The sequence below is a fragment of the Enterococcus gilvus ATCC BAA-350 genome (assembly GCF_000407545.1).
In the GTDB taxonomy this organism is placed as follows: domain Bacteria; phylum Bacillota; class Bacilli; order Lactobacillales; family Enterococcaceae; genus Enterococcus_A; species Enterococcus_A gilvus.
The window spans coordinates 441,396-463,047 of sequence record NZ_ASWH01000002.1; the positions used below are offsets into that span (position 1 = coordinate 441,396).

The 21,652-nt window shown below is 43.2% G+C and carries 20 protein-coding genes; 18 read left to right on the forward strand and 2 right to left on the reverse strand.

The features are described 5' to 3' along the window. The first annotated feature begins 1 nt into the window (after position 1). From trpB to I592_RS17225, 3 genes are all read left to right on the forward strand, one after another. On the forward strand, positions 2-1,195 hold the full coding sequence (trpB, locus tag I592_RS17215) for a tryptophan synthase subunit beta (protein ID WP_010779301.1): 1,194 nt from the start codon (positions 2-4) through the stop codon (positions 1,193-1,195). After that, complete coding sequence (trpA, locus tag I592_RS17220) at positions 1,192-1,947, forward strand: tryptophan synthase subunit alpha (RefSeq protein WP_010779300.1); 756 nt, start codon at positions 1,192-1,194, stop codon at positions 1,945-1,947. Before trpB ends, trpA begins: the two co-directional genes overlap by 4 nt. A 70-nt stretch (positions 1,948-2,017) precedes the next feature. Continuing rightward, on the forward strand, positions 2,018-3,424 hold the full coding sequence (locus tag I592_RS17225; protein ID WP_010779299.1) for a C69 family dipeptidase: 1,407 nt from the start codon (positions 2,018-2,020) through the stop codon (positions 3,422-3,424). 116 nt (positions 3,425-3,540) lie between these two features. Here I592_RS17225 and I592_RS17230 read toward each other — a convergent pair whose 3' ends face one another. Continuing rightward, complete coding sequence (locus I592_RS17230; RefSeq protein ID WP_010779298.1) at positions 3,541-4,101, reverse strand: LOG family protein; 561 nt, start codon at positions 4,099-4,101, stop codon at positions 3,541-3,543. A 78-nt stretch (positions 4,102-4,179) separates the two neighbouring features. Between I592_RS17230 and I592_RS17235 the strand changes: the two genes are divergently transcribed. The 14 genes from I592_RS17235 (at position 4,180) to I592_RS17300 (ending at position 18,496) form a co-directional block, all read left to right on the forward strand. Then, positions 4,180-4,500, forward strand: coding sequence for a MazG nucleotide pyrophosphohydrolase domain-containing protein (locus I592_RS17235; RefSeq protein ID WP_010779297.1), 321 nt, complete (start codon positions 4,180-4,182; stop codon positions 4,498-4,500). A gap of 160 nt (positions 4,501-4,660) precedes the next feature. Continuing rightward, positions 4,661-5,302 (forward strand): helix-turn-helix domain-containing protein, encoded by a 642-nt coding sequence (locus I592_RS20825; protein WP_010779296.1) that lies wholly within the window; start codon positions 4,661-4,663, stop codon positions 5,300-5,302. 167 nt (positions 5,303-5,469) lie between these two features. Continuing rightward, complete coding sequence (locus tag I592_RS17245; protein ID WP_010779295.1) at positions 5,470-6,363, forward strand: diacylglycerol/lipid kinase family protein; 894 nt, start codon at positions 5,470-5,472, stop codon at positions 6,361-6,363. Between the two features lie 196 nt (positions 6,364-6,559). Continuing rightward, the gene (locus tag I592_RS17250; RefSeq protein WP_010779294.1) at positions 6,560-6,757 is read left to right on the forward strand and encodes a helix-turn-helix transcriptional regulator; all 198 of its coding nucleotides are present in this window, start codon (positions 6,560-6,562) and stop codon (positions 6,755-6,757) included. Position 6,758: 1 nt separating this feature from the next. Beyond that, on the forward strand, positions 6,759-7,247 hold the full coding sequence (locus I592_RS17255) for a DUF6773 family protein (RefSeq protein ID WP_010779293.1): 489 nt from the start codon (positions 6,759-6,761) through the stop codon (positions 7,245-7,247). Positions 7,248-7,578: 331 nt separating this feature from the next. Beyond that, positions 7,579-8,994: a cytochrome ubiquinol oxidase subunit I gene (locus I592_RS17260; RefSeq protein ID WP_010779292.1), complete on the forward strand. Its 1,416-nt coding sequence runs from the start codon at positions 7,579-7,581 to the stop codon at positions 8,992-8,994. Beyond that, positions 8,987-10,030 (forward strand): cytochrome d ubiquinol oxidase subunit II, encoded by a 1,044-nt coding sequence (gene cydB / locus I592_RS17265; RefSeq protein ID WP_010779291.1) that lies wholly within the window; start codon positions 8,987-8,989, stop codon positions 10,028-10,030. The genes I592_RS17260 and cydB overlap by 8 nt, the downstream gene beginning before the upstream one ends. Positions 10,031-10,071: 41 nt before the next feature. Next, positions 10,072-11,784 carry a thiol reductant ABC exporter subunit CydD gene (gene cydD / locus I592_RS17270; protein ID WP_010779290.1) on the forward strand — a complete coding sequence of 571 codons (1,713 nt, stop codon included), beginning with the start codon at positions 10,072-10,074 and terminating at the stop codon, positions 11,782-11,784. Continuing rightward, positions 11,781-13,529, forward strand: a complete 1,749-nt coding sequence (cydC, locus tag I592_RS17275) for a thiol reductant ABC exporter subunit CydC (protein WP_010779289.1) — start codon at positions 11,781-11,783, stop codon at positions 13,527-13,529. Before cydD ends, cydC begins: the two co-directional genes overlap by 4 nt. 131 nt (positions 13,530-13,660) lie before the next feature. Next, entirely contained in the window at positions 13,661-14,191 is a 531-nt protein-coding gene (locus tag I592_RS17280; protein ID WP_010779288.1) for a ClbS/DfsB family four-helix bundle protein, read from the forward strand. 141 nt (positions 14,192-14,332) lie between these two features. Further along, positions 14,333-15,373 (forward strand): peptidylprolyl isomerase, encoded by a 1,041-nt coding sequence (locus I592_RS17285; protein WP_010779287.1) that lies wholly within the window; start codon positions 14,333-14,335, stop codon positions 15,371-15,373. A 397-nt stretch (positions 15,374-15,770) separates the two neighbouring features. After that, positions 15,771-16,196: a DUF6323 family protein gene (locus I592_RS17290; RefSeq protein ID WP_010779286.1), complete on the forward strand. Its 426-nt coding sequence runs from the start codon at positions 15,771-15,773 to the stop codon at positions 16,194-16,196. A 1-nt stretch (position 16,197) separates the two neighbouring features. Beyond that, positions 16,198-17,388 carry a DUF6179 domain-containing protein gene (locus I592_RS17295; RefSeq protein ID WP_010779285.1) on the forward strand — a complete coding sequence of 397 codons (1,191 nt, stop codon included), beginning with the start codon at positions 16,198-16,200 and terminating at the stop codon, positions 17,386-17,388. 229 nt (positions 17,389-17,617) lie between these two features. Then, positions 17,618-18,496, forward strand: coding sequence for a sortase domain-containing protein (locus tag I592_RS17300; RefSeq protein ID WP_010779284.1), 879 nt, complete (start codon positions 17,618-17,620; stop codon positions 18,494-18,496). Positions 18,497-18,542: 46 nt separating this feature from the next. Here the strand turns inward: I592_RS17300 and I592_RS17305 are convergent, their stop codons facing one another. Further along, entirely contained in the window at positions 18,543-20,093 is a 1,551-nt protein-coding gene (locus tag I592_RS17305) for an AcpB/EbpR/MafR family transcriptional regulator (protein ID WP_010779283.1), read from the reverse strand. 185 nt (positions 20,094-20,278) lie between these two features. Between I592_RS17305 and I592_RS17310 the strand changes: the two genes are divergently transcribed. Further along, entirely contained in the window at positions 20,279-21,652 is a 1,374-nt protein-coding gene (locus I592_RS17310; RefSeq protein WP_010779282.1) for a M24 family metallopeptidase, read from the forward strand.

Genomic DNA, 21,652 nt, shown 5'->3' on the forward strand with positions numbered 1-21,652 from the left:
GATGTATCAAGAACCCAATGAAGCAGGTTTTTACGGTGAATACGGCGGGAAGTTTGTTCCAGAAACTTTGATGTACGCGGTGAAGGAATTAGAGGAAACCTACGAGTCTTCAAAAAAAGATCCCGCTTTTCAAGAAGAACTGGATTATTATTTGAAGCAATACGTAGGCCGTGAGAATCCTCTTTACTTTGCGGAGCGCTTGACTCGTGAGCTGGGGGGCGCAAAGATTTATTTAAAACGGGAAGACTTGAATCATACAGGAGCCCACAAAATCAATAACGCCCTTGGGCAGGTGCTGCTGGCAAAACGAATGGGCAAACGCAAAGTCGTAGCTGAAACAGGCGCGGGCCAGCATGGTGTGGCAACAGCAACCGCAGCGGCACTTTTCGGTATGGAGTGCACGATCTTCATGGGGGAAGTCGATGTGAAGCGTCAAGCCTTGAATGTTTTTCGGATGGAGCTGTTAGGTGCCAAGGTGGAAAGCGTCACTTCTGGCAGTAAGACCTTGAAGGACGCGGTGAATGAGGCGCTGCGTTATTGGGTGGCGACGGTAGAGGATACGCATTATGTGATGGGCTCTGTTTTAGGCCCGCATCCGTTTCCCGAAATCGTACGTGACTATCAAAGTGTGATCGGAATCGAGACTCGCAAACAAATCCTGGAGGCAGAGGGCTGCTTGCCCGATTTAGTGATCGCCTGTGTCGGCGGCGGCAGCAATGCGATGGGGATGTTTTATCCGTTTATTGAAGACGAAGATGTTCGTTTGATGGGGGTGGAGGCTTCAGGGCACGGCTTGGACACGGAAGAGCATGCGGCTTCCATCAATAAAGGCAGTGTCGGCATTTTACATGGGGCTAAGATGCATCTACTGCAGGACGACGACGGACAAGTGCTGGAGGCTTTCTCGATTTCGGCTGGGTTGGATTATCCCGGTATTGGGCCAGAACATTCTTACTTGCATACTATTGGTCGGGCGGAATATGCAGCGATCGACGATGAGGAAGCGGTGGAAGCCTTCCATTATTTGTCACGTTTAGAAGGCATCATTCCGGCGTTGGAAAGTTCTCATGCGTTGGCTCAAGTTATGAAGGTCGCACCAACGATGAGTAAGGAACAGATTCTTGTGATGAATCTTTCTGGTCGTGGAGACAAAGACGTCCAGCAAATCAAAGAACGAATGGAGGCAGCAGAATGAAACCTTTAACTAAGACGTTAAAAAGCCGAGGAGAAACGGAAAAACTATTTGTGCCCTACATCATGGCTGGCGCACAGGGATTGGATAAATTGGAAGAAGAAATCGAGATGCTGGCGGAACAAGGCGCAGCGGCGATCGAATTGGGCGTGCCCTTTTCCGATCCGGTTGCAGATGGGCCAACGATTCAAGCTGCTGGGCTACGAGCTTTTGCTCAGCAAGTAACCTTAAAGAAGCTGATCGCGAAGCTGCAAAATATGCGTTCAAGTGTCCCGCTGATCTTGATGGGCTACAGTAATTCTTTTTTCCATTATGGTATCAAGGAGTTGGTAGAAGAGTTAAAGGAGACGGATGTCCAAGGCTTTATCATTCCTGATTTGCCTTATGAACACCGGGATCTAGTGGCTCCTGATCTAGGAGATATGGCTCTGTTGACTTTGGTATCCTTGACGAGTCCAAAGGAGCGGATCGAGGAATTGACAAAGGATGCGGAAGGCTTTATTTACGCGGTCACAGTCAACGGCATCACCGGAACGGATCAATACTTCCGCCAGGATCTGATGGACCATTTGGCTACCGTCAAAGCTGTTAGTACGATTCCTGTGCTGGCGGGCTTCGGGATCTCGAACAAGGAACAGGTACAAAATTTCCAAGAAGTCTGTGATGGGGTGGTGATCGGTTCAAAAATCGTTCGTTCATTAGAAGAACAGGGAACTGAAAAAACAGGAGAACTGGTGGCGAAAATCTTTGAATAGGGTTTCGTTTGGTGTTTATTTTTATTAGCGTTATACTTGAGATACCATGAAAAGGGAGAGTGTTTCAAGTATGACAAAGAGAGTAAAAGGTTCATGTACCAGTATTTTAGTCGGAAAGAAAGCATCGATCGATGGCTCAACTATGATTTCAAGGAACGATGATGGGCATGAAGCATTAGACCCACAACGTTTTGTGGTCGTTCAACCAGAAGACCAACCAAGATCTTATCAATCTGTGATCAGCGGAGTAACGATTGAATTGCCTGACAATCCAATGCGTTACACATCTATGCCAAACTCGATCTTAACGAACGGCATTTGGCCCGCAGCAGGGATCAACAGCGAGAATATCGCCATGTCTGCGACAGAAACAATCACGACAAATCCACGAATCCAAGGACTTGATCCTTATGTTGAAGGCGGCATCGGTGAAGAAGATATCGTGACATTGGTCTTGCCATACATCCACAGCGCCAAAGAAGGCGTGGAACGGATGGGCTCTTTATTAGAGGAATACGGCACTTATGAACCAAACGGTATCGCTTTTTCTGATAAAGAAGAAGTATGGTGGTTGGAAACGATCGGTGGTCATCATTGGGCAGCCGTACGTATCCCAGATGATGCTTACGTCGTTGCACCAAACAGAATGAACATTGATCACTTTGATTTTGATTCCACAGATACTTTGTGTTCAAAGGATTTAAAGGCATTGATCGATGACAATCAGTTGAATCCAGATTTTGAAGGCTACAACTTGCGTCATATTTTCGGCAGCTCTTCTATTAAAGATACGGTTTACAACAATCCTCGGGCATGGTATGGCCAAAAATATTTCACACCAGACGTAGAACAAGAAGTTATGGATCAAGATTTACCCTTCATCTGTCGGGCAAACCGTAAGATTTCGATCGAAGACGTAAAATTTGTTTTGAGTTCTCACTTCGAAAACACAGAATTTGACCCTTACGGTGATGGGACTGAAACGGAAAAAACGAAATTACGTCCAATCGGGATCAACCGTAACCACAACGTCCACATTTTGCAAATTCGCAACAATGTACCAGCTGAAATCGCTGGGGTTCATTGGTTGGCTTATGGGGCAAATACCTTCAATACAGTGGTGCCTTTCTACTCCAATGTCAACGACACACCGTCATGCTACAAAGATGCGACGGGAACTTTTGATATGAACAATATGTATTGGTTGAGCTGTGCGACTGCGTTGCTTGGGGATACAGATTACGACTTTTATGTAGATTTCCGCAACACCTTTGAATTAGAAGCAATGTCCGCTTATCACGTGATCCAAAACGAAACGGACAAAGCAGCAGCAGGTGAAAAAGACGTTCAAGGCTTCCTAGCAGCAGCCAACGAAAAATTGGCGGATGAATCCTTCAAGCGTCAAACAAAATTATTTGGCGATATGGTCATCTCAGGCTCAGAGCATATGAAATTACGCTACAACTTGAATGACTAATTGACTGAATCAAAACAACTGAATCAAAATAAGGGACTTTCACAAATCTGAAAGCCCCTTGTTTTTTTGTGTGAAAAATAGTTGATGATCAACTTCACCTAACTGTCTTTTGATCGTTAATACGTTCGTACTTCAGGCGGAGTGTACTCTTGGATAAATTCACTGATTTCATTGAGTGAATTGGAAAAAAGTGTTTTTTCTCTGTCTTGAGTTGAAAGAAAGCCACTTTTAACCATATGATCGTACAGATCTTTTAATGGGTCATAGAAGCCATTTTCGTTAAATAGCACACAGGGGTTGGGATTTTGACCGACTCTTGACCAAGAGATCATCTCAGTTATTTCTTCTAAAGTACCAGGTCCGCCAGGAAGGGCAATACAAGCATCACCTAAATCCAACATCTTTTGTTTTCTTTCAGACATAGTATCGACCGTGTACATTTTTGTCAGATTGGGGTGTGGCAATTCCCTGTTCTTTAAAAAAGTTGGAATGACACCGATCACTTCACCATTTTTGGCAATCACTGAATCAGCGATGATCCCCATCAATCCAGCCTTTCCGCCTCCATATATTAATGTATGTTTTTGTTCAGCGATCCATCCGCCAAGTTTTTCGGCAGCCTGCTGATAGATAGGATCACTCCCGCTGCTGGCGCCACAATAAACAACAATATTCAATTTCTTTCAACCCTTTCTTTTGCATGTAAATTAGTATACCATAGAGTCAGAACTTACGTTCGCAAAAGGGGGAGCATGATGGAATTGAATGAGTATCAAGCATGGATCAGTGAATTTTATAAAAAACGAAATTGGTACCAGTATGATCCGTTTATTCGAGCAAATTTTTTAGCAGAAGAAGTGGGTGAGGTAAGTCGCGCAATTCGAACGATTGAAATTGGCAGAGACCGTCCAGATGAGGAATCCTCAGATTTTCCAACACAATTAGAGAATTTGACAGAAGAATTAGGGGATGTGCTGGACAACATAGTTATTCTCGCAGACAAATATGGAATTTCATTTCAAAAGATCATGTCTGCCCACAAACAAAAATTGTCACAGCGCTATGATGATGTTTAAAGGAGGCTTTAGGTTCTTTTAACGATGCGCTTATAGCGAATAAAAGGTTCCAATAGCCAATGTCAAAGATTCTGGCATCTGATTTTGGCTCTGTTGCCACAAAAACAAGCTTTCATTATCTGACGATTTCTTTATTCTGTAAGTGAAAGGGAGGGAGAAAATGACTCATTTTTCAAATCGATTAAAGACGGAGCGTAAAAGAAGAAAACTCACGCAGCAAGATTTAGCTGATCTGCTCCATGTTTCGAGAACGAGTATTTCAAATTGGGAGGTGGGACGGAATTATCCAGATCTTGAAGTTCTCGTGAAATTGAGTGATGTATTGGACCGCTCTCTTGATCATTTATTGAAGGAGGATACAGAGATGGTGGAGGACTATTCACAAAAAATCAGGACGAGTAAAAAGAAAAGCCAGATCATTAAAAGTTTAGTGACGGTATTGGTTGGAATACTGGTGGTAGCATTAGTGACACTCAAACTTTTTTTCATTGGCTGGACTGCGACTAGCGAAGAGATTCTTATTGATTATGAACACGCACCCAACGAGTTGATTACCATCAGGGTGGGCTCAAAGAAAAATCGGCGAGTTGAACTCGTGGAGACACGTTCCGGCGAAATGCGGATGGTTGAAAAACAGGAGCCTTTTTTTAGAAAAAGACCTCAAAAATTTAGTTATTACAGCATTCACTCAAAAAAAGATGAATTCTCGGCAATTAAGTTTAAAGACAAACGAGTGGAAATCAATTGGAATAAAATCACTCATTCAGAAAAAAGCTATACCTATCAAAAATACCCGATATAAGAAAGCATAAATTGATTTTGATTTACTACGGAAGTTCTTTGATTACTATGCAGAGACGCTATGGATAAGTCGTCTCCCGCTGGAAATCAACCTGTACCTGTTATACTGAAAAAATAGAAAACGGATACGCAGTATTTTCCAGATAGATGGAAGGGGAGAAACGAACAATGAAAAAAGCAGTCTTGATTGTCAATCCTAGTTCTGGGAATGAAGAAGCTAAGAAATATAAAGACCGTGCCCAACAGAAATTGCAGCAATTTTATGAGGAAGTCGAAGTTCTTGAAACGGAGCAGGAGGGAGACGCAACGGCGTTTTCCAGAAAAGCCGCAGAAGAAGAGGTCGATAGTGTTTTTGCGATGGGCGGGGATGGCACGGTCAATGAAGCGATCAGCGGATTGGCGGAACAGCCGTATCGTCCAACATTCGGCTTTTTCCCGTTAGGAACGGTGAATGATTTAGGTCGTTCGCTGAATATTCCGATGGACCCTGAAGAGGCAATCGATTCTTTTGACCCTAAGCGAAAAACAGCGCTAGACATTGGAAAGCTCAATGACGACTATTTTATGAATATCGTTTCGGTGGGAAGTATTCCTAAAGCCATTAGTGACGTAGACGTGGAAGAAAAGACAAAATTTGGGAAATTGGCTTACTTTGTGAATGGCGTCAAAGAAGTCTTTAACGATGAAAACTATCATTTCGTATTGGAAATTGATGGCGAGAGCACCGAGATCGACAGCAGCGCGGTGGTGATCGTTTTGACACGGACCATTGGCGGCTTTACCCACATCGTTCCTGAAGCAAAAAACAATGACGGAAAATTATACCTGCTGTATTTGAAGGATCAGAGCATTGCCGATCGACTGAAAAGTGTACCGGACATTATCAGAGGTATCGATGAATCGACAGAAAATATCGGGTACACTCCCTTTACTGAAGGCCGTTTGGAAGTAAAAGAATCCGCGGACCTGCACCCAAGTGTGGATGGCGACGAAGGGCCTGAACTGCCCTTGTCATTCAAAGTACTGCCGCAGCATCTCGAAGTCTATTGCGGTAGGGAGTAAGTAACCAATCAACGTGCACCAACACCCAGCAACCAATTGCCGGGTGTTTTTTGCGTTCATAGAATTTTAGGCGGAAGTTTGGTTCTTTCTATCCGTTGTAAAGTATACTGAACTAAATGCAATATATAGTTTACAAAGTGTCTGCTATAAGCTACAATGAAATCGTAGAAATGAAAAGGGAGGATTGTGTTGAAAAGTGAAAAATAAGCGAATAAAGATCGCAAGATTGGAAAATGACATGAGCCAAGAGGATTTGGCGAATGCCATTGGTGTGACCAGACAGACCATCGGATTGATCGAAGCGGGAAGGTACAATCCGACATTAAAGCTGTGTATCGCCATTTGTAAAACACTCAACAAAACATTAAACGATTTATTTTGGGAGGAATCATAAGATGAGAATGCATAAAAAAGTCCGGGATGAACGGATCACGCAGTTAAATAATCAGCTTCAAAGTGAGGCGTTCATTTTAGTGAGTACGTTGGTAATGCTGTCAATTTTTATTAAGGCAAACCTCATGAATCAGCCGGTCTCCGAGTATATGACAGAATTGATCGTCTTAATCGTGTCGGCGTTTTATCTGGCGATCAGAGGTTCTTTTGCAGGTTACAGAACGACAAGTAATCCGAAAACGAGAAAAAAAGTATGGTCAGCAGTGATTATCGGCATAAGTATCGTAATCTCAATAATCAATGGAGTAAAAAATTATTCCATGTACGGCGAAAAGTATACTGGGATTTTTGATGGTCATTTCTTAGCAGTGTTGGGGATTACTTTTCTTTCATCCTTGGTATTTACTGCTGTCATGATTGGGGTCATATTCTCCATTGAGGAATACGGGCAAAAGCGCTTAGAAAAGAAATTGGACGACGACGAAGACTAGTTTAACAAAATCGATCCCTGAAGCGGGGATCGTTTTTATTTTTTTCTTTTAATAAGAATTATTCCTGTCCCTCAAATTTCTCATCTGAAATTGGCTATAAAAATAGCTTTTTAGTGAGATTCTTAAAAAGGAAAACGAATACATAGCCTTATTATGACCAAAAGTCTGTGTAAATTTTCTTTGAAATAGTTATTTTCCTCTTTTCTCAAATTTCATCAATAAAAAGCGCTTAAGCTGAACATTTGGCAATTTATTCCTTAAGGACTATAGTTATTCCAGAGGGTATTTTATTTTTAGTTTTGTTATTCACAACAGTAGGGGAGGAATTAAAATGGATATAGTGACGTTGGCCCGTTTTCAGTTCGCCATGACAACGGTTTTTCACTTTTTTTTCGTGCCGTTCTCAATTGGGATGGTATTAGTTGTTGCCATTATGGAAACATTATTTGTTAAAACGAAAAATGAAAAATACCGTGAATTGGCGAAATTTTGGGGAAACATTTTCCTATTAAGTTTTGCGGTAGGCGTCGTGACCGGGATCATCCAAGAGTTTCAATTTGGAATGAACTGGTCAGATTATTCACGGTTCGTCGGAGATATTTTTGGCGCGCCATTAGCAGTAGAGGCATTATTGGCCTTCTTTTTGGAGTCCACATTCTTGGGACTCTGGATTTTCACGTGGGATCGGGTAAAACCTCTCATGCATGTCACCTTTATTTGGTTAGTTACTCTAGCTTCGATGTTATCTGCTTTCTGGATTTTAGCGGCAAATAGTTTTATGCAGCATCCAGTTGGCTATGCCCTTCGTAACGGTCGAGCAGAGATGATTGATTTTGGTGCTGTGATTGGAAATCCTAAAGTGTGGTATGAATTTGGTCACGTCATCGCGGCTGCGATCACGATGGGCGGAATGATTGCTGCGGGACTTGCGGCTTTCCAATTATTGAAGCGCAAGGACCAAAAAATGCGGGAGTTTTTCATGAAATCGATGCGTATTGGTTTAGTGATTACATTGTTTGGCTCGGTCTTAGTTTTAGGCGCGGGCGACGCGCAAATGAAGGCTTTGATCGAAGGTCAGCCAATGAAGTTTGCGGCGATGGAAGGTACCTATGAGGATACTGGGGATCCAGCCGCATGGACGTTGATCGCTTGGGACAACGAACGGGAGCACAAGCAGGTCTTTGGCGTACAGATCCCGTACATGTTGAGCATTCTTTCTTATAATAAACCCTCTGGTTCTATTAAAGGGATGGATACCATCAACAAAGAATTGGTCAAAAAATACGGGGATCGGAATTATTACCCACCAGTCAATGTCTTGTTCTGGAATTTCCGGATCATGGCAGGCTTTGGAATGCTGATGCTGTTAGTATCCATCATGGGCTTGTTCTTTACCCGCAAGAAAAATCCTATTTTATATGAGAAGCGCTGGATGCTTTGGGTGATGGGACTTTGTACTTTCGCACCTTTCCTAGCAAATACAGCGGGTTGGCTAGTGACGGAATTGGGTCGTTATCCTTGGACTGTCTATGGCTTGTTTACGATCGAAGACAGTGTGTCGCCTAATGTGTCGGTCACCTCGCTATTGATCTCAAACATCATTTACTTCTTATTATTCTCAGGATTAGCGGTTACGATGATCTATTTGGTGAGACGCGAATTGAACAAAGGACCTGGTCTTGATCAAATGAATGAAGATACTGGCTCTGTTGATCCTTTTGATAAGGGGGCGTTCACACATGAGTAGTTTACAATTATTATGGTTCGTGTTAATCGGTATTTTGTTTTCAGGCTTTTTCTTCTTTGAAGGTTTTGACTTTGGTGTCGGGATGTCGGTGCAATCATTGGCACACGACGAAGGAGAGAAGGACCAGATCGTTGAAACGATCGGACCTGTTTGGGACGGCAATGAGGTGTGGCTGTTAACCGCGGGCGGGGCGATGTTCGCTTCTTTCCCTTATTGGTATGCGTCACTCTTCAGCGGCTACTACTTGATTTTGTTTATCATTCTTTTTGGCCTGATCATTCGCGGCGTTTCTTTTGAATTCCGCAGTCATATGCCAAAAGAGCGTAAACAGCTATGGAATTGGACATTGAGTATTGGCAGCTTTATCGTGCCCTTCTTCTTTGGTGTTTTGTTTATCAGTATGATTCAAGGGATGCCGATCGATGGGAATGGCAACATGACCGCGACGTTTACAGACTACATCAATCTTTATTCGATCGTAGGCGGCGTAGCGCTGACATTGTTGTGCTACTTACACGGCTTGAATTACATCGCGCTGCGTACAGAAGGTCCGATTCGTTACCGCGCGAAGAATTATGCGCAAATGCTTTATGGCGTGCTTTATTTTGGATTAGTGGCTTTTGCGGTATTGATGTATATCAAAACCGATTTCTTCCAAAATAATTTTGCCGTGACGTTGGGCTTGCTAGCGTTGATCGTTGTACTTACTGTGATCGCAAATGTTTCTGTCTTTAGAAACAAAGAAATGATCGCCTTTATTACAAGCGGTTTGACATTGATCGTGCTGGTCGCATTGTTGTTCAGCGGATTGTTCCCACGGCTATTGATCAGTTCGATCCCTGGCAATGATCTATTGATCCAAAATGCCTCATCTAGCCCGTATACGTTGAAGATCATGTCCTATATTTCTTTGACGATCTTGCCATTTGTCCTAGCATATACGGCTTGGTCGTACTATATTTTCCGCAAACGGATCAAGAATCCACATGAAATCACTAATACTGCTCTAAGCAGTGGCGAAGGTCGTTCGTATTAATCAAAAGAGTCATTTCAATTTAATCATTTAGGAGTTTACTCATGATAGACAAGAAGTTATTACAACTTCCCGGTATCAAAAAAATTCTGATGTTGCTTGCAGGATCTGCTGTCCTGCAAGCAATCTTTATAATTGGGCAAGCGTATGGTCTATCCATGACGATCACTCATTTATGGAACGGGGAAGGCTTAAACAATCAAATCAATTGGCTGCTGCTGTTCTTTGTTTCTTTCGCATTGCGGCATGTGATGACGTATCTGCGGGAGCACGTTTTAGAAGAATACGCGTACCAGCAGGCCAAAGACTTGCGCAGCGAGCTGCTGCAAAAGATTTTCCGCTTAGGTCCACAGGTAGTGCAAAAACAAGGGACCGGGAGTGTCGTCACAACAGCGTTAGATGGGATCGATCAGGTAGAAGAGTACCTTCATTTGATCTTGCCCAAAATGCTGAATATGATGATTATTCCATGGATCTTACTGGTCGCCATTTTTCTGTTGGATTGGGAATCGGGCGTGGTTCTATTGCTGGTATTTCCTTTGATCATCATTTTTATGATCATTTTAGGTTATGCGGCACAAAGCAAAGCGGACAAGCAATACAAAGTGTTCCAAGTGCTGTCGAATCATTTTATTGATTCTCTGCGAGGGATCGACACGCTGAAATTCTTTGGCATCAGCAAGCAATACAGTAAGAGCATCTACACCACCAGCGAGCGGTTCCGTCAGGCTACGATGAATACCCTTAAGATCGCGATTCTTTCAACCTTTGCGTTGGATTTCTTTACGACGCTTTCGGTAGCGGTAGTCGCCGTTCTTTTAGGGCTGCGTCTAATCAATGAAGTCATTCTTTTATTCCCTGCATTGACGGTGCTGATTTTAGCGCCAGAATATTTCTTGCCGATCCGTGATTTTTCGAGTGATTACCACGCGACCTTGGACGGGAAGAATGCGATGGATGCTGTGAATGCTATTTTGGATCTGCCGGAGAACAAAGGGGTGACGATCGGTCTGCCGACGTGGGCCCAAGAAAGTCAACTGCAGGTAAAGATGCGCTATGATTATGAAGAAAAGCTGGGTGCAGAAGCAGACTTTACGGTAAAGGGGTATCAAAAAATCGGGATCATCGGCATGAGCGGATCAGGAAAATCAACACTGATCAATGTCTTGAGCGGGTTTTTACGTCCTAATGAAAGTCAGATTCGCTTTAACGATCATGAGTTACCTGCGTTTGATCAGCCTCAGTGGCAGGAACAATTGATTTACATTCCGCAAAATCCGTACATTTTCCAACGCTCTGTTCGTGAAAATATTGCCTTTTATCATCCAGAAGCAACGGATGACGAGATTTTAAAAGCGGTGAAGGTCACAGGCTTAACGGACTTGGTCAACGAATTGTCGGAGGGATTGGACACGAAATTAGGCGAAGGCGCACGCACGCTTAGCGGCGGACAAGCACAGAGAATTGCCTTGGCACGGGCCTTTTTAGATCAAGAACGAAAAATTCTATTGTTTGATGAGCCAACTGCCCACTTAGACATTGAGACAGAAGTCGAGCTGAAGGAACGGATGCTGCCGTTAATGGACGATCATTTGGTTTTCTTCGCGACACATCGACTGCATTGGTTAGCAGAGATGGATTATCTCTTGGTAATGGACCACGGTCAATTGGTGGAGCAAGGAACCTTGGAAGAATTAAAACAAAAAAATGGCGCCTTTATGAGGTTGAGTCAGGCATTGCGAGGTGAAAAAGGATGAATCGAATCGGCTTGTTTCAAGTATTAAAAACAGATGAATGGGTCAAACCCTTTTTCAAGCAGTACAAGAAATCGTTGATACTGGCGCTAACGCTTGGTTTCACCACTTTTTTCTGTGCAGGTGCGTTGATGTTCAACTCAGGCTTCTTGATCAGTCGTGCTGCCTCGCTGCCTGAAAATATTTTGCTGATCTATATCCCCATCGTGCTGACACGGGCATTTGGGATCGGTCGGCCAGTCTTTCGATACGTGGAACGGTTGGTCAGTCATAATTGGGTCTTGAAGATGACGTCGAATTTACGGGTGAAGCTTTACGATTCGTTGGAGCAGGACGCGATTTTCTTTAAACAGAACCATCGCACCGGAGATATTCTGGGTCTTCTTTCAGAGGACATCAACCATATCCAAAATCTGTATCTGCGAACTATTTTCCCAACGATCATCGCCTGGTTGTTGTACGTCTTTATTATTATCGGGATCGGGTATTTTTCGCCCTTTTTCGCATTGGCAATGCTGTTGCTGCTGGGAATCGTCGTATTTTTACTGCCTTTATGGTCGGTGATCATCAACGGTGCACGGCAAGAGCAGCAAAAGCAAATGAAGAATCAACTGTACAGCGATTTGACCGACAATGTGTTAGGGGTGTCGGATTGGATCTTTAGTCAACGGGGGCAGGATTATGTGAACCATCACGAAAAATCCGAAGAAGCACTGCGAGAGGTCACGCGCAAACTTCAAAGCTTTCAACGAAAACGCAATTTTATTTTGCAATTGATGTTTGGTGTAATCACCATTGCGTTGCTGCTATGGACAAGTCGGCAATTTCCAGGAAATCACGGGGGAGCCGCGAATTGGATCGCTGCCTTTGTACTCTCGGTCTTTCCATTGATCGATGCGTTTGCACCGTTGCCGGCTGCAGCGCAAGAAACAAATAGTTACAAGGACTCCATTAAAAATCTGAATGAGCTGCCGGAAATCCAAGAACATCTTGAGACGATTCCGACGGTTTCAGGACCGGTGACGTTGACCATTGATCAGGTGCATTATCATTATCCAGACAGTCATAAGCAAGTGCTGTCAGGCATTGATCTGACGTTGCAGCCTGGTGAAAAGATCGCGATCCTTGGCCGAAGCGGCTCGGGAAAGAGTACTCTGGCGAATCTGATTCGTGGCGATTTGAAGGCAACAAAAGGAAAGATCATGCTGAATGGAGAGGAGACTTATGCATTTGGTGATGCCATCAGCAACTATCTAGGGGTGATTCATCAGACACCGTATCTATTCCATACAACGATAGCGAATAATTTGCGCATCGGAAATGAAGCGGCGACAGAGGAAGCACTCTGGCAAGTTTTAGCGCGTGTAGGATTGAAGGAATTGGTCGAGAGTTTACCGGAAGGACTGGAAACAATGGTGGACGAAGCCGGCTTACGCTTTTCTGGAGGGGAACGCCAGCGCTTGGCGCTTGGACGAATCTTACTTCAGGAAGCACCGATCATTTTGTTGGACGAGCCTACGGTGGGACTTGATCCTGTGACGGAGCAAGCCTTGATTGATACCTTTTTCCATGAATTGCAAGAGAAGACGGTGATTTGGATCACCCACCATTTGCAGGGGATCGACGCAATGGACCAAGTCATTTTCATTGAAGATGGACGCTTGACGATGAAAGGCAGTCCAGAAGAATTGCAACGAACCAATGCCCATTATCAAAAGCTAAAACAAATCGATAAAGGCATCATTTAATAAGGACGGCTTCTCTGGTTTACACTGGAGAAGCTTTTTTTGTTTCAGTGGTACTAAGAAAAAGTATTGACTCCCACGTTACGTGTTGGTCTACAATAAGTGTATCAAAGAGATTCGAGGAGGAGTTTATTATGGGAAGACCGACAATAAAAAAGGAGTTGATTCAAGCAGGGACTGACACGTATGAAAAAATGAACGCGCTGCTTGAAACGATTCCAGAGGAAAAATTAATGTGTACGTTTCAGTTTGATGTTGAAAATGAGAAGCAAGCTCATTGGACGCGGGATAAAAATCTTCGCGACGTGCTGATCCATTTATACGAATGGCATCAGTTGCTGTTGAACTGGGTGACGGCGAATCAAGCAGGGGAGGCGAAGCAGTTCTTGAAGGAGGTCTATAACTGGAAGAACTACGGAGCAATGAACGTAGAATTTTGGGAAAAGCACCAAACCACCAGCTATGAGACTGCACGCCAGCTTTTAACAGAAAGCCATGAGCAAGTGATGGTATTAGCCGATACGTTCTCAAACGAAGAATTGTTCTCGAAAGGCAGCTTTTCGTGGGTGGGAGGCAGTACGCTGGGAAGTTATTTTGTTTCCGCCACTGCGAGTCATTATGAGTGGGCAATGAAGAAAATTCGCAAATTCAAGAAATCGCTATAGCAGGGCGGATATCATTTGAGAACAGCCGTTAAAAATATCGCATTAGAAATAAATACTTTCCAAAGACCACTGTCACTAGCGGAATGACTACTTCATGTTTTTTCTGTTACAATAAGAAAAAAGCGTGTTAGGAGGCAGGGTATGAAGAAAGCCAAGTTTATTTTGACAGCGGGAGCGTTAGGAGCTCTTTCTGCTTTTGTGAAACGAAAAATCGAAACAGAGACCGTGACCAATCAATTAATTCCTCGTCACTGGGATGAAGCAGAGATCACTGAACGGATGCAAGCATTTACGCAGGCATTGGCAGAAGGGGATACAGAAAAAATCGAACGTTTTGTTTTAGGCAAGGAAGCTAAACACTTTCGCACCTTAAAACGGCAAGAATTGATTTTTTTAGAGGCGCATTTTACGAGTCTATTCAAAGTCAAAGGAGATTCCCACAACAATTTGCGGGGCATCGTGTCATATCGCGTGGCGACCGCAAAAAGGGAGTATACGTATTCCCTCAAGGTTGCTCGCTTAGGTGTAAGGGAGCTGAACTGGTATATCCAAGAGGTGATTGCTACCGATCAAGGAATCAAGTACCCTAATGATCGCCTAATGCAGTTATCGGCTGTCGGGCCAAACGAAGAGCTTTGCCAAATAGCAACGGATGCGGGGACAATTACATTCCGAATGTTTCGGCAGGATGCACCAAAAGCCGTCAAAAATTGGCGTGGACTAGCTAAACAAGGGTTTTATGACAATACCCCCTTTGCTCGAGTGATCAAGGATTTTGTCATTCAAGGTGGTGCGCTGGACGGTTCAGGGCAAGAGGAGCACTCTATTTACGGCGGGTATTTTGAGGATGAAGTCGATGAGGGTCTCTATCACTTTGATGGCGCGGTTTGTTTAGGCAATCATGGTCCGAACACCAACGGCAATCAATTTTTCATCGTCGAACGAAATCAGGCAGACAAGGAACAACTGTATCGCATGACTCTGCCAGAGAAGGTTCGTTCCCACTATGAAGCGGTCGGTGGTCTCCCAGAACTGGACGGGCGTTATACTGTTTTTGGACAAGTCATCGATGGCCTATCGGTTGTCCGAAAGATTGCCAACCAAGAAACAGACGATCAAGATGCGCCGTTTGAGCCCATTAGGATAAAAAGCATCACGTTTAAAAAAGCAAGTCAGATTTAATCTGGCTTGCTTTTTTTGTAGACGTAGACTAAAAGATTACTGTTGGGCACCTTCTTATTTTCGCCGTTTTGATTGAAGTCGTTTTGAAGTGACCGAATAGAGAAAAATCAGTAGTACAAGTAGAAAGAAGCGTACCGGCGCGGCGGGACTCCAAACCCATATCAGAAATACAGCGGCGAGAAGATAGAGCAAGGTTGCTTGAATCATAATATGCTCCTTTGGTTATTTTTATTTTCTCAAAATTTTTAGATACAAAAAATAAGCAATAAAAAAAGTTAAGAAAGGCTTAAACAGACTCTCTCAACTCTCTTTATAATACCACATTTTTGACTAAATTTCAAGATTGCCTTTTCGATTGACCTGTGCTATTACGTCTATGAAAGGGGAGAATGAAGGGATGAAGAGATTTGATAGTACGTTATTTAACCAGTCGCTGTCTGAACAAGCACCCGACGTAAATTTACAGATCAATCAATGGCTTAAAGGGGGAAATAAAAAGTATCAGTTGTCGCTAGCAGATTTCACAGCAATCACTGATGAACGCAAGGCGCTCTTTGAAGAACATCATTTAGTCGATTTTAGCTGGGGGAACACCAACTACTTCGCTTCTTTTTTAGCTTTAGAGCCACTTTTTTATAAACGTGAGTACGTGACCCATTTATCCGCCTGTCAATCGATTTTTTATTATTTGCGCGCCCATCATTCTGGCTCTGTCACTGACGAGGAAATTCGTGAAGCGATCGAAGCCCGTTACCGAGAATATCAAGGAGATTTAGACAGGTTGATTGGCTCCTTTGAAGATTTCCCAGCATTGGAGGAATAAAATGAAAAATTACTTGAGCGATCCAACCTTCTATCCATTCTTTTTGAAAAAAGTTCAAGAGCGACTTAGCGGAACCACTGTTATGACTATCGAGCAAGCGGAAGAGATTCAACGATCCATCGAATATGTCTTGGAAAATGGTGGAGAGGGGACAGTGCCTGTTCGCTTTGACCAAGGGGAAAAGCAACTGGCAAAACGATTCGATGCACTGCAGCGCCTTTACAAAGTCCTTTTGAAGAATGTTAAAACCTTTGGAATAGAGTCACTGGAGGAAAGTCTCGCTGAGATCGATCACTTCTTTGCAAATTATGATATGGAGTATGCTGCCGCAGAAGTTGATCACGCATTTTTAGACTATCAATTGGCGGAAGCTGTTCCATTAGATTTTGTGGGCTTGGATTTTTACGAACGCTATCTGCAAAATTTAACTGCTGAGGTTTTCTTCATCACGTATATTCCTGAGACACAAATTGTTGAGTTACTAAACGTGTATCAAGAAAAGCTAGGGTTTGATTATCGAAGGGACATCAATAATCTTTTTGACTGTGTGTTTAAACAATTCGTTGGGAAAGTATTAGCAGAAAAAAGAGACAATGAAACCCTTCTGCTGAATACGATCGAAGCGCACTATGCGCTCCATCAATTAAAAACACAGTCAAATTTTCCAGCACTTGATTTCCTTTTTCAGAAAAATACGTATTATCAGAGAGCCTTTTCTCGCTTTCGGGATTACTCACGTCATTTAGAGGGCACGGAGAGCGCGGGTTCATTCTTTTTAGTGACCACTTCTACAAAGAAGCGATTAGAATTGCCTCCTATGATTCCTGCTGACCGGTTTAATCAGCTTATAGAAGCCTGTTCTAAAGCGGATCAGGAAGAAAAAATAGCGAAAATAAATGAAGTAATTTCTTCACCAGAAGATTTAGAGGAATACATCAACATCAGTTTTGAAACAACTAATTTTTATAAAAGGCTTTTTAAAGAACTTGATGACGATCTTTTAAAAGTCTCTATATTGTTTGTTGTACATCGTAATAATTTGAATAGTCCTTTAAAAATCGTTGATTCAACAACAAACCGACCTTTAGACGTACTTTTAAAAGATTTATTAAAATCGCTGACAATCGATGAACGGTATGCACGCTTTTCTGATATAGAAGAATATGAATTATTTTCTTATGACTTTAGTTAAAAACAGTTTCGCCAAAATTATTAATGTTTTCCCTAATATTTTGCTCGACCAGAATTATCTTTATCAAGGAAAGTTATGAAAATATTGCTAGAAAATGGGCTGTTGTCCGTTTTTTTCAACCATCATATAATATCAATAGTTATTTTACGAGTCGGGATTCAGTGAAAGGGCTTATTTTCCGTTACTTTTAAGGCAAGAAGAACAGCCTATATATAGGAGGAAACGGAAAATGAATACCTACTTGAAATTTACTATCATCGCAGCCTTACTCATAACGACTGGCGCGATTTCTGTATTAGGGGAGTCACAGGAATCTGCCTCTAATGGAACTGAACCAAAAGTTGCAGTGCAATCGTCGAGCAAGAAATCAACGGAAGCCGCCTCTTCGTCAACCAAATTAGAAAACAAATCCACTGGTTCAACCAGTGAAGCTGCGGCTGAACCCGCTACCACTGATAGCAGTGTGGTGCCCGCTCAATCAGAAGAAGCAGAACAGCCAGCAGAAACAGAAGAGGCCCCAGTAGTGAGTGAAGAAGCGCAAACGGCTCCTGAAAATACACCAGAGTCAGTACCCGAACCGACAGAAGCTCCTGAAGTCAACACACGTCCGGCCCCGCCAGTGAATGAAGCTGTTCCTGAGCAAGTGACAGAAGCCCCTGCAGAATCAACGAATGCTGCACAGCCTGCACCTGTCTCTATTCAAGCCAACCAAATGAAAATCAATGGACAGTTCATTTCCTATTCAAATGCGGGACAAGGCAATGGACAGGCAATCATTGATGCCAATCATAACCAAGTAGCCACTTGGGGCGGCGCCTCAGTGCAATCGGGGAACGATGGCGCGAATACACATTTTATCGGACACAATCCTGGTATCTTCAATGTGCTGTTTTCACTTGGAAACGGCCAATCAATTGATGTCTCCGACAGTGCCAACAACGTCATAACATACACGATCTCCCATATCGTAACCGTTGATGACTACGGCATGGCCGCAGATGGCACTGATTATTGGGATCAAATCACTGGCTCAGGCGGTGGCGAACGTATCACACTGCAAACGTGTATCAACGATGACTACAACCTGATCGTGTTTGCAAATAAATAAAAAAGCGACCATTCAACTTGATTCAGTTGAATGGTCGTTTTCTTGATTAATTGAGGATCTGTTGAGAAAAATAAATTTCTTTGGCCGTCTTCATTTTGATGTTTCCAAGCTCCTTGAGGTGTCTGCGGGCTTCGTTTTTTTGGACAGCAATGATGAAATTCCACAGGTTGTCACGATCCGAAGCGGAGAAGAAATTGTTGACGATCAAGACGTTACTATTTTCGTATCCCTTGATAGGATTATTGCTCAAAACTATGTCGTACTTGGCGAAGGCTTCGAAATCCTCAGGGCCGGTTGAGATCACCGGTTCTTTGAAGGTATCCACTGAGATCCGCTCATGGTAATTGGCGATCAAGAAATCCTGAAGCATCTCTGCGTGCCGCCGTCCCAAGTCACTCACGATCATGATGGAAACTTTTTGGCGCATGTTCTCCAGATGGATAGGGAGATGGGTCCACTCCTTCATCAGTAAGAAAAAGACATTGTTTAGACGAATATCTGTCCAAAGCTCCGGAGATTTTTTCTCGATATCCCTTAAATGGATTTTGACCAACGCAGAAAAAATAGGATACACCAATTGAATTTCCCGCGCAAATTTTTGGTGCTTATCAAACAGCATATTCGGTCGGTAGGGATAGAAATTGTATTCCACGTACCAAGACATCATCGCTTGAATGATTTTCCGACGGTCATCACGATCTAATGGGAATTCGATCGCATGGGACAAGTTTTTTAGAAACGTATCGATCTTCCCATTGATGCGGACGATCTGTTCCGGATTGTCCCAATTATAAAATTCATGGAAAACCGTTCGGCTCACTTCTTTGTACCATTTTTTAGGCAAACTAAAATCCGTATCGGCCAAGAGGTGTTCCGCAAAGGGACGGCTGAAATCCAATACCTTATCAATCGTGTCGTCCTCTTCAACATAGACATTCTCCGGCAAATAAAAGCCTTGATGCATCCGATTCAACGTCACCATGAATAGGTACGCCGCTTCTTGTATCTCACGATCGTCTAGCGACACATCAAAATCAGTCGAGGTGCGCATAATGAAGCACGTCGTTTCTTCATGATCCAAGGTGAAGGGCCACTGATTGACACCATATGCCTCGGTAAAATATTGCTGGTAAAAAAACCGGACCCAGCGTTCGTCCGGACCAGTGATCCGAAAAGGGGAGCGTTCAAGCGTCAGTCCTCGACGCTTCAAAAAATCTTCCAGCGCATTCACCATACGATAAAAGGACGCCTCGCTCATAAACAGCTCGTTGATCCAATACTCGGCATCCTGATTGGATTCATAAAGCATTTTTTCAACAAACTGAAATTCTAATGATTCGTGATAGATCTGACCATAGACATTCCCCAGCTTATTTGAGGTAATGTTGTTCAGGCGAACCCCCTGAAATTTTGAATAGTCAATGTAAATGTAGTCTCCCCAGAATTCATTGATAAAATCAATGTCTGTTAATAGCGTTTTCACGGAACAATCAACGGTTCTTGCTGCTTCTTTAATGTCGCACCAAGAAGGAAGCTGATCTAAAAATTCAACGAATTGGATTCGTCGATAAGTAGAGGAGTTAAGTAGCTGCTTCATATTGACTCCTTTCAAACAAATAGTTTTTCTCGTTATAATTTTACCGATTTTCTTCAAAAAAAGCGAGCTATTTAATTAATCTATTCTTTAAAAGAGTGAGTTGATTCTATAAAAGAAAACTATACAACGTATTTTCTCATGAAAAGCTATGTTATGATAGAAAAAAATAAAGGAGTTCATTTACTGTGATTAAATTAGCGAAAGTAACACCACCACATTTAGATACGAATGTCGTACCGGTTCAATTGACCGATGAAACGATGGCAGCGCGCAAAACGCAGCTGCTGGCAAAAATGGAAGAAAACAATTACGATGCAGTCGCAATCTATGCTGACTTAGAGCATGGCGGCAATTTTGAATACTTTACAGGCTTCGTTCCACGTTTTGAGGAAGCCTTGCTCGTGGTCCATCAAAACGGAGACGCTTATCTGGTACTTGGCAACGAAAATCTAAATAAAGCCCCTCTTGCTCGAATTGCGGCGGAGGCTGTCCATATGCCGCATTTTTCTCTGCCAAATCAACCCATGGAGACCACATTGACTGTGTCAGAAATTTTGCAACAAACACAGCTGCAAGAGGCACGCACGATTGGATTGATTGGCTGGAAGAAGTTTACCAGCTCTTCCGAAGAGAATACTGCACTTTTTGATTTGCCATACTTTTTAGTTGAAGGGCTGAAGAAAGCTGCACCAAAGGCGACGTTTACAAATGCCTCATCTATTCTAATTGGCGAAAACGGTCTGCGCACCAGTAACAATGCAAATGAGGTCGCTCATTACGAATTCGGCGCTATGCTTGCTGGCAACGGCGTGCTAAAAACCATGGAGCAGCTAGAGATCGGCAAAAGTGAGCTGGAGCTTGGCGGATTGTTGAATGATTACGGGCAAACACCAAGCGTGGTAACGATCATGGCAACGGGGGCTCGTTTTGAAAAAGCGAACCTTTATCCAACGAATAAGAAAATTCAGCTTGGTGATCGGATTTCCATGACTGTCGGCTATAAAGGCGGTCTGCAGAGCCGTGGCGGTTACGCTGTCCATAGCACGGAAGAATTGCCGGAAAATGAAAGAGATTATCTGGATCGCGTCGCAAAACCTTACTACAACGCAGTCAAAACGTGGCTCGAGGCAATTACGGTGGACATGAATGGCGCCGTTTTATATGACAAGATCGAAGAAGTGCTACCAAAAGAAACCTACGGCTGGCACCTGAATCCAGGTCATCTTTGTGCGGATGAAGAATGGTTGGCTTCACCGATCTATCCTGCTTCTCAGGAAACGATCCGAAGCGGTATGCTGTTCCAATTCGATATCATTCCTTCTGTTCCCGGCTATTCGGGGGCAAGCTGTGAGGGCGGTATCCTATTGGCAGATGAACGCCTCCGCGCGCTGATTCAGGAAGCGTATCCTGAAATGTGGGCCCGTATGCAGGCACGCAGACACTATATAATAGAAGAAATCGGCATCAAACTAAGCGAAGAAGTATTGCCAATGAGCAATGCCACTGCCTATTACCGGCCTTTCTTTTTGAACAAGGAAGACGCTTTAACTGCACGATAA